This is a genomic window from Sphingopyxis sp. MG (genome assembly GCF_002953155.1).
GTDB lineage: Bacteria > Pseudomonadota > Alphaproteobacteria > Sphingomonadales > Sphingomonadaceae > Sphingopyxis > Sphingopyxis granuli.
In genome coordinates this window covers 2,479,829-2,494,831 of the sequence record NZ_CP026381.1, presented here as the reverse complement: position 1 = coordinate 2,494,831, position 15,003 = coordinate 2,479,829, and the positions used below count along the sequence as shown (strand labels likewise).

Below are 15,003 nucleotides of genomic sequence, written 5' to 3'. Positions count from 1 at the left end.
CTTGTCGAAGCACCGTCCTTCTTCTTACGGCCTCAAAAGAAAGGACGGCCCTTCGACAAGCTCAGGGCAAACGGTGCAGATTTATGGCTCGCCGCTCTAGATCAGCCCGCGCCGAACAGCGATCCGATCGCGATGGTCAGAGCCATTGCGCAGGCGCCCCAGAAGGTCACGCGCGTCACCGCCCGCCGCATCGGCGCTCGCCCGATCCGCGCCCCGAGCGCGCCGAGCAGCGCAAGGGAGGCCAGCGACGCGCCCGACACGGTCCACGGCAGCGACGACCCCGAATCGAGCAGCACGACGAGCAGTGGCAGCGCGGCGCCGATCGCGAAGCTGGCGGCCGATGCGGCGGCCGCCTCGATCGGCCGCGCCTGTGCCGCTTCGGTCAGTCCCAGTTCGTCGCGCAAATGGCTGTCGAGCGCGTTGTGCGCGGTCAACTGCTCCGCGACCGCTTCGGCAAGCGCGCGGTCGAGACCGCGGTGCTGATAGATTTGCGTCAGTTCCTCCAGCTCATGGTCGGGATTGGCCGCGAGTTCGCGCGTCTCGATCGCGATATCGGCCCGTTCCGCGTCGCGTTGCGAACTGACCGAGACATATTCGCCCGCCGCCATCGACATCGCGCCCGCCACCAGCCCGGCGACGCCGGTGGTCAGGATCGTCGCCGGGGTGGTGCCCGCCGCCGCGACCCCGGCGATCAGGCTGGCGGTCGATACGATGCCGTCGTTCGCGCCCAGAATCGCGGCACGCAGCCAGCCGATGCGGCCGACGGCATGCGTCTCGTGGTGCATGGATGGCATCCTTCGGTTCAATAGCGCAGCTTCAGCCCCGGCCGCGCCCACCGCGTCTTCACCAGCCGCCCGGTTCCCGACAGGGTCAGATAGGCGTCCTGCATGTCGGCGCCGCCAAAGGCGATGTTGGTGGTGAAGATGTCGTCGGTGGCGACGAATTCGACCAGTTCGCCTTCGGGCGACACGACGCTGATCCCGCACTCGCCGATCGTCGCGACGCAGATGTTGCCGTTCGCCTCCATCGCCAGGCTGTCGAAGAATTTATAGCCGGCGGGGCGATAGAGCGGGATGCCGGGTCCGCCCGGTCCCGCGTCGGGGGCGACCTTGCCGGGGGCGACGATGTTGAACTGGGTCAGGCGGCAGGTATAGGTTTCGGCGGCATAGAGCTTCGTCCCGTCGGGCGAGAGGCCGACGCCGTTGGGATTGTTCGACGGAAAGATCACCTCTTCGATGAAGCTGCCGTCGGCCTTGGCATAGAAGATGCCGACGATGTCGTGGCAGCGCTTTGCATAATCGACCTTGCCATGGTCGGTGAACCAGAAGCCGCCCCCATTTTCCCGGCTCGCGTCGAACATGATGTCGTTGGGACCGCGCAGCGTGACGCCGTGATCGCCGGTCCGGTACAGCAGCTCGACCGCGCCGGTTTCGATGTCGATGCGTTCGATCCGGCCGCCCGAATAGTCGTCGGCGATGCCGTGCGGGGTCAGATAGCCGTCCATTTCGACATAGTTGAAGCCGCCGTTGTTGCAGCAATAGAGCTTGCCGTCGGGGCCGATCGCCAGGCCGTTCGGACCGCCGCCGGGGACCGCGATCACCTCCTTGCGGCCGCCGGGCCAGCAACGGGTGATCCGCCGCGCCTCGATCTCGGTGACGATCACGCTGCCGTCGTCCATCACCACCGGCGCTTCCGGAAAGCGCAATCCGTCGGCGATCAGTTCGAACTCGGCCATCCCTCTCTCCCTTGCTCTCGTGGTCCTGCTGTGCTTTGCGCCCATAATGCCTGTCCGCACGCTCTTCGCCACACATTTCTATGAAGCCGACATCGGGACGCCCGACCTGCTCGAGGAGCTGGAGCAAAGCTGCCGGTTGCTCGCCGAAGAGGACGGCGCGGGGCGCGGCTGGAGCCGCGCGCACGGCTACCGCGGCTATACCAGCTATGCGAGCCTCGACGATCTGCCGCAGCGCGACCCCGCCTTCGCCGACCTCAAGCGCCTGCTCGACCGCGAGGTGAAGGCGTTCGCCCGCGCCTGCCACTTCGACCTCGCGAAGCCGCTGCGCCTCGACAGCCTGTGGGTCAACGTGCTCAAGCCCGGCGGCACGCACAGCGGGCATATCCATCCGCACAGCGTCGTCTCGGGCACCTTCTACGTCACCGTTCCGGCGGGGTCGGGCGCGCTCAAGCTGGAGGACCCGCGGCTGCCGATGCTGATGGCGGCGCCGGGGCGGACCGACGATGCGCCCGAACATCTGCATCCCTTCATCTATGCCGAACCGGCGCCGGGACGCATTTTCCTGTGGGAAAGCTGGCTGCGGCACGAAGTGGTGGCGAATGCCGCGAAAAGCGAACGGATTAGTATCAGCTTCAACTATCGCTGATCCGTTCCTATATGGGCGGCGCCTACTGAACCATCTTCCCCATCCCGTTCGCGTCGAGCGAAGTCGAGAGGCCTCTCGACCCCGTGCCGCGCCATGAGCACCGCGATTTCGGTCAAAGGCGAACGGGAATGGAAGATTTCGCAAGAAAGGACTGCCTTCCATGACCGCGACCAGCGCCGACTACACCGCCGACCTCCAGCTCTTCATCGCGGGCGAATGGCGGGGCGGCGAGGGGCGCGATGCGCGGCCGGTCGTCGACCCGGCGACCGCGGGCACGATCGCCGAGCTGCCGGTGGCGACCGCCGCCGACCTCGACGAAGCGCTCGCCGCCGCGGCGCGCGGCTGGCCGGCGTGGCGGGCGAAGACCCCCGACGAGCGCGGCGCGCTGATGCACAAGGTCGCGGGGCTGATTCGCGAACGCGTCGATCATATCGCGACGCTGCTGACGCTCGAACAGGGCAAGCCGATCGCGCAGGCGCGCGGCGAGGTGCTGTCGGCGGCGGGGCTGTTCGACTATTTCGCCGAACAGGGAAAGCGCATCGAGGGACGCGTCGTCCAGCGCCCGGCGGGCGAACGCGCGATGGTGCTGAAACAGCCGGTCGGCCCCGTCGCCGCTTTCTCCCCATGGAATTTCCCGGTCAACCTGATGGCGAAGAAGATCGCGCCGGCGCTCGCGGCGGGCTGCGTCGTGATCGCCAAGGCGCCCGAGGAAACGCCGGGCTGCACCGGCGCGCTGATGCGCTGCATCGCCGATGCGGGCATCCCCGGCGATGCCGCGCAACTCGTCTACGGCAATCCCGACATGATCAGCCGTCACCTGCTGGGCAGCCCGGTGATCCGCAAGGTCAGCTTCACCGGGTCGACCGCGGTCGGCAAGCATTTGATGAAGCTCGCCGCCGATCATGTGCAGCGGATCACGATGGAACTCGGCGGCCACGCGCCGGTGCTGATCTTCGACGATTGCGATCTGGAGGCGACGCTCGACCGGGTGGTGGCGCAGAAGTTCCGCAACGCGGGGCAGGTCTGCGTCTCGCCGACGCGCTTCTATGTGCAGGCGGGCATCTACGACGCCTTCGTGCGCGGCTTTGCCGAGCGGACGAAGCGGGTGCGGGTCGGCCACGGGCTCGATCCCGACACGCAGATGGGGCCGCTCGCCAATGCGCGCCGCGCCCCGGCGCTTCAGGCGATGATCGCCGACGCGACCGCCAAAGGCGCGCGCGTGATCGCCGGCGGTGAGGCGATGGGAGAGGGCTATTTCTTCCAGCCGACCGCGCTCGCCGATGTCCCGATCGAGGCCGAGGCGATGGTGAACGAGCCCTTCGGCCCAATGGCGCTGATGCGCTCGTTCGATACCGAAGAGGACGCGATCGAGCAGGCGAACCGCCTGCCCTACGGCCTCGCCGCCTTCGCCTTCACCGAGAACGGCCGGCGCATCAATCGCGTCGCCGACGGCATCGAAAGCGGCATGGTCGGGATCAACAGCTTCGTGATCTCCGCGCACGATCTGCCGTTCGGCGGCGTCAAGCAATCGGGATTCGGCAGCGAGAGCGGGCCCGAAGGGCTCGACGGCTATCTCGTCACCAAGGCGGTGCATATCTGTTGACGGAAGCGGGTCAATCCAAGGTCGTCAGGCGTCTCAATCGCGCTCCAGCCTGACGAAATCGCGCCCGAACGGCGCGAGGTGCGCGCCGCCGTCGACGAAGATCGTCTGCCCCGTCACCGACCCGGCGCGCGCCAGCCAGGCCACCGCGTCGGCGATCTCTTCCGGCGTCGGAAGCGCGCCCAGCGGCATCCGCCTTGCGAGGCGCTCCATCTGCGCATCGCTGTAATCCTCGGTCGGCAGGGTCAGGCCGGGGGCGACCGCATTGACCCGCGCCTTGCCGCCGAAGGCGACCGCCAGCGTGGCCGTCGCCTGCCACAGCGCCTGCTTCGACAGGCTGTAGGCGAGCTGGTCGGGCACCGGATGGACGATGCGCTGGTCGAGGATATTGACGATCGCGGGACGCGCGCGGCCCGCGTGAGCCGCCACCACGGCGCGCGCCAGCATCACGGGCGCGTGGTGATTGACCTGCATCGCCTCTGCGAGCGCGGCGCCGGTCAGCGTCTCCCACTCGCCCTCGGCGAACAGCGAGGCGTTGTTGACGAGCAGCGACGGCGCCCGGCCGAAGGCTTCGATCACCGCCGGCACCAGCGATTCGGTCGCGCCCGGATCGGCGAGATCGGCCTGGAAGCGCCGGCATTCGGCGCCGGTCTCGGCGATCGCCGCGGCCAGCGCCGGATCGGCCGGTCCCGGGCTGCGCTTGTGGATCGCGAGCGCATAGCCTTCGCGTGCGAGCCGGGCCGCGATCGCCGCGCCGATCCGGTGCAGCCCACCGGTGACGAGGGCGAGCGGCGCGTCCGTCACGGTCGCGCCCGCCGCATGGTGATGCCGATCCGTTCGCCGTCCTCGGCGATCGCCAGCTTGACGATCTTGACCTCGACCTCCTCGACGCGCTCGTCCTGCAGGAACAGCGTGTCGATGATATGGTCGGCGACGCTTTCGATCAGCACGAAATGCACGTCCTTGGGAATGCCGTCGGTCGCCGCGAATTTCAGGTGCATATAATTCTTGGAAGCACTCAGCGGTGTCGTCGGCTCGTAATGATCGGCGATTCCCAGCCGTGCGCGCACCGATATGCGCAGCGGCTGCGGCAGGTGCGTCTCCTCCGAATAGATGCCGGTCAGAACCTGGACGGTCAGCCCGTCGACTTCGAGCCACAATTGATCGGTCACAAGAAATTCCTGTTCGTCGGACCGATATTCGGCTTTGCAATGCCGACCCCGGACCCTAAAGCGCCGCCGCATTAGCGAAAGGGTGCGCGTTGGTCGAGTTTCTTCCTTTGTCCGAAATCGAACCGCAGGCGGTCGAGCATCTGCTCGACGCCGCTTTCGGAGCGGACCGCTTTGGACGAACCGCCTATCGCATCCGCGAGGGCATGGCCGCGGTCCCAGCGCTCAGTTTCGCGCTGGTCGACGACAAGGGACTGGTCGGCACGATTCAGTGCTGGCCGGTCGCGCACCGCGCGCCGGGCGGTACGGCGACGCCGCTGATCATGGTCGGACCCGTCGCGGTGCGCCCCGACATCCAGCGCGGGGGGCACGGCCGTGCGCTGATGGCGCGCATGCTGGAGGCGGCCGAAAGCCAGGCCGACAGCGCGCTGATGATGATCGGCGATCCCGAATATTACGGCCGCTTCTTCGATTTCACGGCGGAGGCGACGGGGGCGTGGGACCTGCCTGGCCCGTTCGAGCGGCGGCGCTTGCTGGCGCGGGCGGTCAACGGCCATGGCCTGCCCATCGCGGCGGGGATGATCGGGCCGCGCTGAGTCGACCTGATTCATCATTGCGAGGAGCGTAGCGACGACGCAATCCAGAGCGTGCCAAAGCTGCCATGGTTTATGGCGCTCTGGATTGCCGCGCCCGGCTATGCCGGGCTCGCAATGACGACGGCATGGGTTGCACCGACCGCCCATCCTCCTATGTCGGGGATATGGTCAGCCCCGCGCCTTCGCTTCCCAAGGCCTTCTCGCAGCTCTCGCTTGCCGAGGCGGCGGACCTGCTCGCGGCGCGCAAGCTGCCGCCGGTCGAACAGTGGCATCCCGAACGCAGCGGCGACAGCGCGATGGAGATTCGCGCCGACGGAAGCTGGTATCACGAGGGCGGCCGGATCGGGCGGCCAGCGATGGTGAAGCTTTTCTCCACCATCCTGCGGCGCGAACCCGACGGAAGCCACGTCCTCGTCACCCCCGCCGAAAAGCTGGCCATCGCGGTCGAGGATACGCCCTTCCGCGCGGTCGAGATGAAGAGTGAAGGCACGGGGGAGGGGCGCAGGCTCGTCTTTCGGCTCGACACCGACGACCTCGTCATGGCGGGGCCGCAGCATCCGCTGACCTTTGGCCGCGATCCCGGTCATCCCGATCCCCGCCTGCACGTGCGCGGAACGATCGGCAACGGGCTCGAAGCGCGGATCGACCGCGCCCTCTATTACGAGATCGTCGGGATGGCGCTGGCCGAGGCGGAAGGCGACCCCGCGATCTGGTCCGACGGCGTCCGTTTTCCGCTGGTCGACGGCGGGGCCGGGGACGGGGGCGGGACTCCCTGATGCTCTCCGACAAGCTGCGCGATGCGCTCGACAATCTGCTGCCCGATACCGGCGAGGACGAGGGCTATCTGCTCCAGCGCGGCGACCCGCTGCGCGATGCGGCGGTGCTGGTCGCCTTCACCGATCGGCCCGATCCCGGCGTGATCCTGACCCAGCGGCCGCAATGGCTGCGCGCCCATGCCGGGCAGGTCGCCTTTCCGGGCGGCAAGGTCGATCCCGGCGACCGCGACGTCGTCGACGCCGCGCTGCGCGAGGCCGAGGAGGAAATCGGGCTGCATCGCCGCGACGTGATGGTGGCGGGAACCACCGACGCCTATCGGTCGGGCAGCGGCTATCATATCACGCCCGTGCTCGGCGTGATCCCGCCCGACCTGCCGCTCGACCCCAATCCCGACGAGGTCGAGGCGTGGTTCGAGGTGCCGCTCGATGTCCTCTTCGACCCCGCCAATTACGAACGGCAGCAGGCGCATTGGCAGGGGCAGCTTCGCCGCTACTACGACATGCATTGGCAGGGGCGGCGGATCTGGGGCGTGACCGCGGACATCATCGTCAACCTCGCGCGGCGTCTGCCGCCGGGCTGGCACCGATGACGGTGCTTCCCGATGCGGAGTGGCGCGGCCGCGAGGGGTTGGCGCGCATCGTCGCGGCGCTGGGCGCCGACGCGGTGAAAATCGTCGGCGGCGCGGTGCGCGACACGTTGCTCGGCCACCCCGTCACCGACATCGACCTCGCGACCCCCCTGTTGCCGCAGGAGGTGACGCGGCGGCTGGAGGCAGCCGACATCAAGGTGATCCCGACCGGCATCGCGCACGGCACGGTGACGGCGATCGCGAGCGGCGACCGGCACGAAATCACCACGCTGCGCCGCGACGTGGAGACCGACGGGCGGCGCGCGACGATCGCCTTCGCCGACGATTGGCGCGAGGATGCGGCGCGACGCGATTTCACGATCAACGCGCTCTATGCCGATCCGGTGACGGGAGGCGTCGAAGACTGGTTCGGCGGGCTCGCCGACCTTGCGGCCGGGCGGGTGCGCTTCATCGGTGACGCCGCGATGCGGATTGCCGAGGATCATCTGCGCATCCTGCGTTTCTATCGTTTCGCGGCGCGTTTCGGGCATGGCGACCTCGATCCGGCAAGCCATGCCGCGGTCGTCGCGGCGCGCCAGTCGCTGAAGAGCCTGTCGCGCGAGCGGATCGCGGACGAGCTGACCCGGATATTGGCGCTGCCCGACCCCCGGCCGATCGTGCGGCAGATGGGGGCGGACGGCATTTTCGCGGTGCTGCTGCCCGAGGCCGATGCCGGTGCGGAGGCGGCGCTCGACCGCCTGCTGGCGAACGAAGGCGCTGTGGGCGCCACGCCCGATGCGCTGCGCCGGTTTGCGGCCCTGCTGCCCACCGATCCTGCGGTGGCCGAACAGGTGGCGAGCCGGCTGCGGCTGTCGACGCGGCAGCGCAAGCATCTGGCCGCGCTTGCCGCGCATCGCGGCGGGCCGCTTCAGCCGGTGCGGCAACTCGCCTATCGCATCGGGGTCGAGGCGGCGCGCGACGTGCACCTGCTCGCGGGCGACCGCGCGCAGGCGGTGGCGGCGGTGCGCGGCCTGGCCGGCTGGACGAACCCGGTGCTGCCGGTGAAGGGCGGCGACATCGTCGCGCGGGGCATCGCAGCGGGGCCGGAGGTCGCGCGCATCCTGAAGGCGGTCGAGGGCGACTGGATCGCGGAGGATTTTCCCGGCCCGGCGCGCGTCGCCGAGCTGGTCGATCAGAAAATCGGACGGTCGAGCGAGCGGCGCCAATAGGCGAAGGCGGCATCTTCCTCCATCGGCCGCGCGAACAGGAAGCCCTGGCCGAAATCGCAGCCCAGTGCCGACAGCAGCCGCGCCTGGTCCGGGGTTTCGACCCCCTCGGCGGTGGTCTTCATGTGCAGGGCCTCGGCAAGGCTCTGGATCGTGCGGACGATCGCCACCTTGTCGCGGTCGTCGACCATATGCTCGACGAAGCTGCGGTCGATCTTGAGCACGTCGAGCGGCAACCGCTGCAGATAGGCGAGGTTCGAATAGCCGGTGCCGAAGTCGTCCATCGCGACGCGTGCGTGCAGCGCCTTGAGCTCGCGCAGCACCGACAGCGCTAGGTCGGGGTCGCCGATGATCGCGCTTTCGGTGAGTTCGATCATCAGGCGCTCGCCGCCGATGCCGTTCTGGGCGAGGGCGCCCCGCACCACCGCTGCGACATCGTCGCGGACGAGCTGGATGGCCGAGACATTGACCGAAAAATAGCAATCGACCGGCCGGCCGCCGTTGCGCTCGTCCCATTCGGCGAGCACCGCGGAGGCCTTGCCGATCGCCCATTGGCCGAGCGGGACGATCAACCCCGAATCCTCGGCGATCGGAATGAACTCTGCTGGCGGGACGATCGCGCCCTCGCTGTTGCTCCAGCGTGCGAGCGCCTCGAAGCCCGCGACCTTGCCTGTCGCCAGTTCGACCAGCGGCTGGAAGTCGAGGCGCAGCCGATCCTCCTCGATCGCCTTGCGCAACTCGGTCTCGAGCCCGAAGCGATTGTCGGACAGCATCGCCGCTTCGGGTTCGTAGATTTCGATGCGGTCGGTCTGCTTGGCGCGCTTCAGGGCGATCTGGGCCTGGCGGATCTGGTCGGCGACATCGGTGTCGGTCGCCGCCTGGATCGCGCAGCCCAGCGCGCAATCGACGCTGACCTTCAGGTCGCCGATGCGGAACGGATGGTCGAAGCAGCCGCGGATGCGCCGCGCCATTTCGCGCACGTCGGTCCGGCCGCCCGTCAGGCGCGAGGAGATTGCGAACTCGTCGCCGCCGCTGCGCGCCAATATGTCGCCGCTGCGCAGGCTCGATTTCAGCCGCCGCGCGACGGTGATGATCAGCTCGTCGCCGGCCAGCGGCCCGATATGCTCGTTGATCCGGCTGAACCGCGCGAGGTCGAGCAGCAGGATGACATGATGCGCCCTGCCGTCGCTGGTCATGCGCTGCTCGACCAGTTCCTCGAACCCGGCGCGGTTGGGCAGGCCGGTCAGGCTGTCGGAAACGAGTTCGCGGCGCAGGTTGCGCTCGGTCATCATTTCCTGCGTCCGGTCGATCAGCGTCAGCAGGTAGAGCGACGTATCGCCGGTCTCGTCGGTCAGCGGGCCGATCGAGCCGCGCAGGTCGCGCGCCGCCACGCCTTCGCCCAGCCGACAGGAAAATTCCTGGGCGCCATATCCTTCGGCCGCCTGCTCGACGGCACGGCGCAACTCGACCGGCGTGCTCGCGCCGGTGGACGACAGGTCGAGTCGGTCGAATGCCGCGTTGCTGGCGTGCAGGCGGAAATTGCCGCGGTCGAGCGGACGGATTAGCGCTGCCGGAACCGGCAGCGCGTCGATCCAGCCGACAAACAAAGAGGGCCGGTCGTCGCCGGTTCGATCAATAGGCATGATAAAGGGTTTGATGCGACCTTTCCCCATTGTCCGAAGCCTATCGGATGGGGAGTAAAGAAGCTATTTACGGCAACAGGAAATTACAATCAGGCGAAACGATTGTTACGTGGGAAGCCCGTGGGGGGCATCCGGCCGGCCGCGCCGCGCGCGACGCGCCACGGCGCGACGTCGGTTTCGGTGCGGGTGCGGCCGCTGTCGCCGCCCATCGTCCAGCTCAGCCCCTCGGCAAAGACGAAGGTCGTCGCGTCGGACAGCCCGCCGTCGCGATAGCGTTGCAGCATCACGCCCTGGCCGCGGCCCATCACCGGCACCTCGGCGATCGGAAAGACGACGAGCTTGCGGTTCTCGCCGACCACGGCGATGCTGTCGTCGCCGGCGCCGATCGGGCGGACGACCGCAAGCTGCGCCTTGGGCTTCAGGTTGACGACGTTGCGCCCTTTGCGCGTCTCGGCGATCACGTCGCCCATCTGGACGACGAAGCCATGGCCGCTCGTCGAAGCGAGCAGCAGGCGTCCGTCGGCCTGTGCCGGGATCAGCGCGACGATATGCGCGTCGGGGTCTATGTCGACGATCAGCCGCAACGGCTCGCCGAAGCCACGCCCGCCGGGCAGCTTGTCGGCGCCGATGGTATAGAAGCGTCCATCGCTCGCCGCGACGAGCAGCTTGTCGGTTGTCTGCGCGTGCGCCGCGAAGGCGAGCTCGTCGCCTTCCTTGAACTTGAAGTCGCCCCACTGGCCTTCTGCGACATGGCCGCGCTGGGCGCGGATCCATCCCCGCTTCGAGAGGATGACGGTCACCGGTTCCTTTTCGATCATCGCGTCGAGCGGAATGTCGCGTGCCGGCGCCGCTTCGGACAGCGTCGTACGGCGCGCGCCGAGCGCGGTGTCGGGACCATAGACGGCGCGCAGCGCGGCGAGGTCGCGTTTCAGCCGCGTGCGCTGGCGCGCCGGGCTTTCGACCAGCTTCACCAGTTCCTCGCGTTCGGCGGTCAGGTCCGCCTGCTCGCGCTTGAGCTCCATTTCCTCCAGCTTGCGCAAGCTGCGCAGCCGCATGTTGAGGATCGCCTCGGCCTGCCGGTCGGTCAGCTGGAATTCGGCCATCATCACCGGCTTGGGCTCGTCCTCTGTGCGGATGATCTCGATGATCCGGTCGAGGTTGAGGAAGGCGATCAGATAGCCGCCGACCAGTTCGAGCCGGTCGTCGATCTTGCCGATGCGATGCTTGGCGCGGCGGACGAGGACGACGATCTGGTGTTGCAGCCATTCGGTCAGAAGCTGGTGCAGCCCCATGACCTTGGGCGTCCGCGTCGCGTCGAGGACGTTGAGGTTGAGCGCGAAGCGGCTTTCGAGCTCGGTCAGCCGGAACAGGCTTTCCTTCAATATCTCCGGGTCGACGTTGCGGCTCTTGGGCACCAGCACGATGCGGATGTCCTCGGCGCTCTCGTCGCGCACATCCTCGAGGATCGGCAGCTTCTTGTCGGCGATCAGCTGCGCGATCTGCTCGATCAGCTTGCCCTTGGCGACGCCATAGGGAATCTCGCTGATGACGAGCTGCCACGTGCCGCCCGCCTGCTTCTCGATCCCGCTTTCCTCCCAGCGCCCATCGGCATCCTTGCCGGTCGAGAAGCGCGCGCGGACGCGGAAACCGCCGCGGCCGGTCTGGTAGGCGTGGGCGATGGTTTCCGCGCTGTCGACGATGATGCCGCCGGTCGGGAAGTCGGGCCCCTTCACATGGGCGAGCAACTCGGCGAGTTCGGCCCGCGGATTGTCGATCAGCAGCAGCGCGGCGTCGATCACCTCGGCGGCGTTGTGCGGCGGGATGTTCGTCGCCATGCCGACCGCGATCCCGCTCGCGCCGTTGGCGAGCAGGTTGGGAAAGAGACCCGGCATGACCTCCGGCTCTTCGTCCTCGCCGTTATAGGTCGGGCGGAAATCGACGGTGCCTTCGTCGAGCCCCTGCATCAGGTCGATCGCGACGCGCGTCAGCCGCGCCTCGGTATAGCGATAGGCGGCGGCGTTATCGCCGTCGATGTTGCCGAAATTGCCCTGGCCGTCGACGAGCGGATAGCGCAGCGAGAAATCCTGCGCGAGGCGGACCATCGCGTCATAGACCGCGGTGTCGCCGTGCGGGTGGAACTTGCCGATGACGTCGCCGACGACGCGCGCCGATTTCTTGTAACCTTGCGACGGGTCGAGGCGCATCGCGCGCATCGCCCACAGCAAGCGGCGGTGGACGGGCTTCAGCCCGTCGCGCAGATCGGGCAGCGAGCGCGCGGTGATCGTCGACAGCGCATAGACGAGATAGCGTTCGGACAGCGCGCTGTCGAACGGGGTATCAATGCTGTCGCCGGGGGCCGAGGGAGGAAGGTCGTCGTCGGTTGTCGCCATTACCCGCGGCCGATAGCAAGCCGCACGGCACATGGCAAAGGGCTATCGCGGGACGATCAATAGAGGTTGTCGTGATAATCCTTGTCGAGCCCCTTCTGCATCAGGCCGGGGATCGAGGTGACGGCGCTCGCGATCCGCGCGCCCAGCCCCCTGGCGCGGTTGAGCCGGATATGCTCGACGAACATCTTCGCGGGACGGATATCGGCGGGCGGCGGCGCGCCCGGCCACAGCGGGGCGCGGGCGAGGGCGGCGCTTTCGCCCAGCGCGACGCGCAGGTCGTCGATCCGCACCGCGAGCCGCGGCACCTTGTCCTGCACCGCGAAGCGTTCGCGCGCGGCCTCGTCGGTGGTCAGCGTCGCGGTGCCGGCGATCCGCACGATCCGGTGCGAACCGGGGATCAGCAGCGCCGCGGCGATGCGCGGCTGCGCGATGATGTTGCGAAAGCTGTCGGTCCGCCGGTTCCCCGGCCGGTCCGCGAACCACAGCGCGTCCCCGTCGAGGTGCGCGAGCGCCCCCGCCGGATCGCCCTTGGGGCTGAGGTCCGCATGTCCGTCGGGATCGACCGTCGCCAGCGCCATGAAGCGGCTCGCGGCGGCGAAAGCGCCCGCGTCGCCGATCGCCTGTCCGGGCGGATCGGGGTGCCAGAAGGCCGAACGGATCAGCGCCTTGGCGCAATGGACATAGCATTCCTCGACCGCGATCTGCGCCTTGCCGTCCGCCACCGCGACGACGCGGCCGTTGATGCGCAGCGTTTCGCCGATGCCGGGAAGCAGGAACAGCGAGCCGAAACCGGCGCCGGCCCTGATGGCCGCGGGGTCGTCGATCCGGTCGAGCGGCACCGCCAGCATCGCCCCGTCGCTTCGCGCGAATCCGGCCGCCCCGCCGCCCAGCGTGAGCGTCACGCCGCCGCCGTCGCCGAGGCCGGCGAACATCAGCGGCGAAGCCGCGAGCCAGCGCTGCGCGGTGGCATCGACATGGTCGATAACCTTGAGGTCGATGGCGGACGATGCCTTGCCCACCGCCGCCTCGATCGCCGCGATGCTGTCGATCCTGGCCATGCCTGTCCTCTTCCGGCGAGGAGCATGTCATACTTGCGAATGACTCGCAATATATGATTGTCGGGCCGCGATCGCGCCCCTGCCGTCAGGGTTTGTCGGCATAGGCCTTGACGAGGTCGAACATATAGTCGCGTCCGACATAGACCGACCGCACCCCCATACGCTCGTCGAGCCCGTGCGCGCCATTGCCGTCGGGGTCGCCCCACATGCCGGGAATGCCATAGGTCGGGATGCCGACGGCGCCGAGGAAGGTCGCGTCGGTATAGCCGTTCGCCATCGCCGGAATGACCTTCAGCCCCGGCCAGTATTTATCGACCAGCGTCTGCATCGGGCCGATCACCCTGGGGTCGAGCGGCGGCGCGGGCGGCGCGGGGCGCTTGGGCGGCAGCTGCGTCACGGTAACGCCGGGGTCGCCGATCACGCGTTCGAGTTCGGCCTTGATCTCCTCGATCGGGTGGCCGGGGAAGATGCGGCAGTTGACGTTCGCGCCCGCGCGTTGCGGCAGCGCGTTGGGAGCGTGGCCGCCGTCGAGCAATGTCGCGACGCAGGTCGTGCGCAGGTTCGAATGGAGGAAGCGATCCGCGTTGACGATCGCCTCCGCCGCCTTGTCCGTGGGATCCTTCGCCAGCGCGGCCATCGCCCGGCCCGTCTCGTCTCCGCGCGCCGCACCCGCCTCCGCAAAGAAGCGGCGCGTCGTGTCGGTCATCTCGAGAGGAAATGCATATTGCCCGATCTTCGTCAGCGCCGCGGCGAGCTGATAGATCGCATTGTCGGGCACCGGCGCCGAGCTGTGGCCGCCGGGGTTGCGGGTTTCGAGGCGGAAATTGGCGAAGGTCTTTTCGCCGACCTGCACCGACTGACCGATCACCTTTCCCTTGCCGTCGCTGTCGCCGCCGCCGCCTTCGTTGAGCGCGAATTCGGCGTCGATCAGGTCGCGCCGGTTCGCGGCGAGCCATTCGGCGCCGTTGAATGCGCCGTTGGTCTCCTCGCCGCAGGTCAGCGCGACCTTGACCGTGCGCTTCGGCTTGTAATTTTCCTTCCGGAACCGGATCAGCGTGTCGACCCATACCGCCGCCTGCGCCTTGTCGTCGGCGGTGCCGCGGCCATAGAAATAGCCGTCCTCCTCGACCATCCGGAACGGGTCGCGCTCCCAGTCGGCGCGCTTCGCCTCGACCACGTCGATATGTGCGATCAGCAGGATCGGCTTCGCCGTCTTCGAGGTGCCGGGATAGACGGCGACGAGGCCGCCCTCCTTCGGATGCGCGGGGTCCGCGAAGAGGGTGAGCTGGCTGTCGGCGAATCCGGCCGCCGTCAGCCGCGCCGCCATACGCTCGGCCGCGAGGGTGCAGCTTCCCGCCGACAGCGTCGTGTCGGTTTCGACAAGTTCCTTGTAGATGTCGCGGAAGGCAAGCTGATCGGGGCGCGGTTGCGCGTCCGCCGCCATCGCGGGCGCGGCGAACAGCAACGGCAAGGTCAGCAGTGCGGTCGGACATTTCATGGCGTATCTCCCTGTTGCCGGAAAGGGAGCAGAAAGGCCGGACCACCGCAAGCCGCTTTGCTTTGACTTGCGCGTCGTTCCCCTTTCGCCCATTTCG

The 15,003-nt window shown here is 68.2% G+C and carries 14 protein-coding genes; 6 read left to right on the top strand and 8 right to left on the bottom strand.

The window, feature by feature from the left end:
* Positions 1–101 precede the first annotated feature (101 nt).
* Both C3E99_RS11515 and C3E99_RS11510 read right to left on the bottom strand, forming a co-directional pair.
* A complete protein-coding gene (locus C3E99_RS11515; protein WP_419964901.1) occupies positions 102–785 on the bottom strand; it encodes a VIT1/CCC1 transporter family protein in 684 nt (227 codons plus the stop codon).
* Between the two features lie 17 nt (positions 786–802).
* On the bottom strand, positions 803–1,735 hold the full coding sequence (locus C3E99_RS11510) for an SMP-30/gluconolactonase/LRE family protein (RefSeq protein WP_104959803.1): 933 nt from the start codon (positions 1,733–1,735) through the stop codon (positions 803–805).
* Between the two features lie 46 nt (positions 1,736–1,781).
* On the opposite strand from C3E99_RS11510, the gene C3E99_RS11505 reads away from it, so the two are divergent.
* A complete protein-coding gene (locus C3E99_RS11505) occupies positions 1,782–2,381 on the top strand; it encodes a TIGR02466 family protein (RefSeq protein WP_076076485.1) in 600 nt (199 codons plus the stop codon).
* Between the two features lie 160 nt (positions 2,382–2,541).
* A complete protein-coding gene (locus C3E99_RS11500) occupies positions 2,542–3,984 on the top strand; it encodes an NAD-dependent succinate-semialdehyde dehydrogenase (protein ID WP_104959802.1) in 1,443 nt (480 codons plus the stop codon).
* A 33-nt stretch (positions 3,985–4,017) separates the two neighbouring features.
* Here C3E99_RS11500 and C3E99_RS11495 read toward each other — a convergent pair whose 3' ends face one another.
* Together C3E99_RS11495 and C3E99_RS11490 are read right to left on the bottom strand one after the other, a co-directional pair.
* Positions 4,018–4,785, bottom strand: coding sequence for an SDR family oxidoreductase (locus tag C3E99_RS11495; protein ID WP_076076480.1), 768 nt, complete (start codon positions 4,783–4,785; stop codon positions 4,018–4,020).
* Complete coding sequence (locus C3E99_RS11490; protein WP_104960363.1) at positions 4,782–5,153, bottom strand: dihydroneopterin aldolase; 372 nt, start codon at positions 5,151–5,153, stop codon at positions 4,782–4,784. The genes C3E99_RS11495 and C3E99_RS11490 overlap by 4 nt, the downstream gene beginning before the upstream one ends.
* Positions 5,154–5,242: 89 nt before the next feature.
* On the opposite strand from C3E99_RS11490, the gene C3E99_RS11485 reads away from it, so the two are divergent.
* From C3E99_RS11485 to C3E99_RS11470, 4 genes are all read left to right on the top strand, one after another.
* A complete protein-coding gene (locus C3E99_RS11485; protein ID WP_104959801.1) occupies positions 5,243–5,746 on the top strand; it encodes a GNAT family N-acetyltransferase in 504 nt (167 codons plus the stop codon).
* Positions 5,747–5,910: 164 nt separating this feature from the next.
* Positions 5,911–6,522 carry a DUF1285 domain-containing protein gene (locus C3E99_RS11480; protein WP_076078055.1) on the top strand — a complete coding sequence of 204 codons (612 nt, stop codon included), beginning with the start codon at positions 5,911–5,913 and terminating at the stop codon, positions 6,520–6,522.
* Positions 6,522–7,112 (top strand): CoA pyrophosphatase, encoded by a 591-nt coding sequence (locus tag C3E99_RS11475; protein ID WP_067185582.1) that lies wholly within the window; start codon positions 6,522–6,524, stop codon positions 7,110–7,112. Before C3E99_RS11480 ends, C3E99_RS11475 begins: the two co-directional genes overlap by 1 nt.
* Entirely contained in the window at positions 7,109–8,320 is a 1,212-nt protein-coding gene (locus tag C3E99_RS11470) for a CCA tRNA nucleotidyltransferase (protein ID WP_076076473.1), read from the top strand. Before C3E99_RS11475 ends, C3E99_RS11470 begins: the two co-directional genes overlap by 4 nt.
* On the opposite strand, the gene C3E99_RS11465 is transcribed toward C3E99_RS11470, so the two are convergent.
* The 4 genes from C3E99_RS11465 to C3E99_RS11450 form a co-directional block, all read right to left on the bottom strand.
* The gene (locus tag C3E99_RS11465; protein WP_076078054.1) at positions 8,284–9,960 is read right to left on the bottom strand and encodes a putative bifunctional diguanylate cyclase/phosphodiesterase; all 1,677 of its coding nucleotides are present in this window, start codon (positions 9,958–9,960) and stop codon (positions 8,284–8,286) included. The two genes, C3E99_RS11470 and C3E99_RS11465, sit on opposite strands and share 37 nt — an antisense overlap.
* A gap of 89 nt (positions 9,961–10,049) precedes the next feature.
* Positions 10,050–12,350, bottom strand: a complete 2,301-nt coding sequence (gene parC, locus C3E99_RS11460; protein ID WP_076076470.1) for a DNA topoisomerase IV subunit A — start codon at positions 12,348–12,350, stop codon at positions 10,050–10,052.
* Positions 12,351–12,406: 56 nt separating this feature from the next.
* Positions 12,407–13,408 (bottom strand): pyridoxamine 5'-phosphate oxidase family protein, encoded by a 1,002-nt coding sequence (locus C3E99_RS11455; RefSeq protein WP_076076468.1) that lies wholly within the window; start codon positions 13,406–13,408, stop codon positions 12,407–12,409.
* Between the two features lie 85 nt (positions 13,409–13,493).
* Positions 13,494–14,906, bottom strand: coding sequence for a M20/M25/M40 family metallo-hydrolase (locus tag C3E99_RS11450; RefSeq protein WP_076076465.1), 1,413 nt, complete (start codon positions 14,904–14,906; stop codon positions 13,494–13,496).
* Positions 14,907–15,003: the final 97 nt, after the last annotated feature.

Coding starts and splice junctions, on each gene's coding strand:
- C3E99_RS11515 (WP_419964901.1), bottom strand. CDS start 785: ATGCACCACGAGACGCATGCCGTCGGCCGCATCGGCTGGCTGCGTGCC.
- C3E99_RS11510 (WP_104959803.1), bottom strand. CDS start 1,735: ATGGCCGAGTTCGAACTGATCGCCGACGGATTGCGCTTTCCGGAAGCG.
- C3E99_RS11505 (WP_076076485.1), top strand. CDS start 1,782: ATGCCTGTCCGCACGCTCTTCGCCACACATTTCTATGAAGCCGACATC.
- C3E99_RS11500 (WP_104959802.1), top strand. CDS start 2,542: ATGACCGCGACCAGCGCCGACTACACCGCCGACCTCCAGCTCTTCATC.
- C3E99_RS11480 (WP_076078055.1), top strand. CDS start 5,911: ATGGTCAGCCCCGCGCCTTCGCTTCCCAAGGCCTTCTCGCAGCTCTCG.
- C3E99_RS11475 (WP_067185582.1), top strand. CDS start 6,522: ATGCTCTCCGACAAGCTGCGCGATGCGCTCGACAATCTGCTGCCCGAT.
- C3E99_RS11470 (WP_076076473.1), top strand. CDS start 7,109: ATGACGGTGCTTCCCGATGCGGAGTGGCGCGGCCGCGAGGGGTTGGCG.
- C3E99_RS11465 (WP_076078054.1), bottom strand. CDS start 9,960: ATGCCTATTGATCGAACCGGCGACGACCGGCCCTCTTTGTTTGTCGGC.
- parC (WP_076076470.1), bottom strand. CDS start 12,350: ATGGCGACAACCGACGACGACCTTCCTCCCTCGGCCCCCGGCGACAGC.
- C3E99_RS11455 (WP_076076468.1), bottom strand. CDS start 13,408: ATGGCCAGGATCGACAGCATCGCGGCGATCGAGGCGGCGGTGGGCAAG.
- C3E99_RS11450 (WP_076076465.1), bottom strand. CDS start 14,906: ATGAAATGTCCGACCGCACTGCTGACCTTGCCGTTGCTGTTCGCCGCG.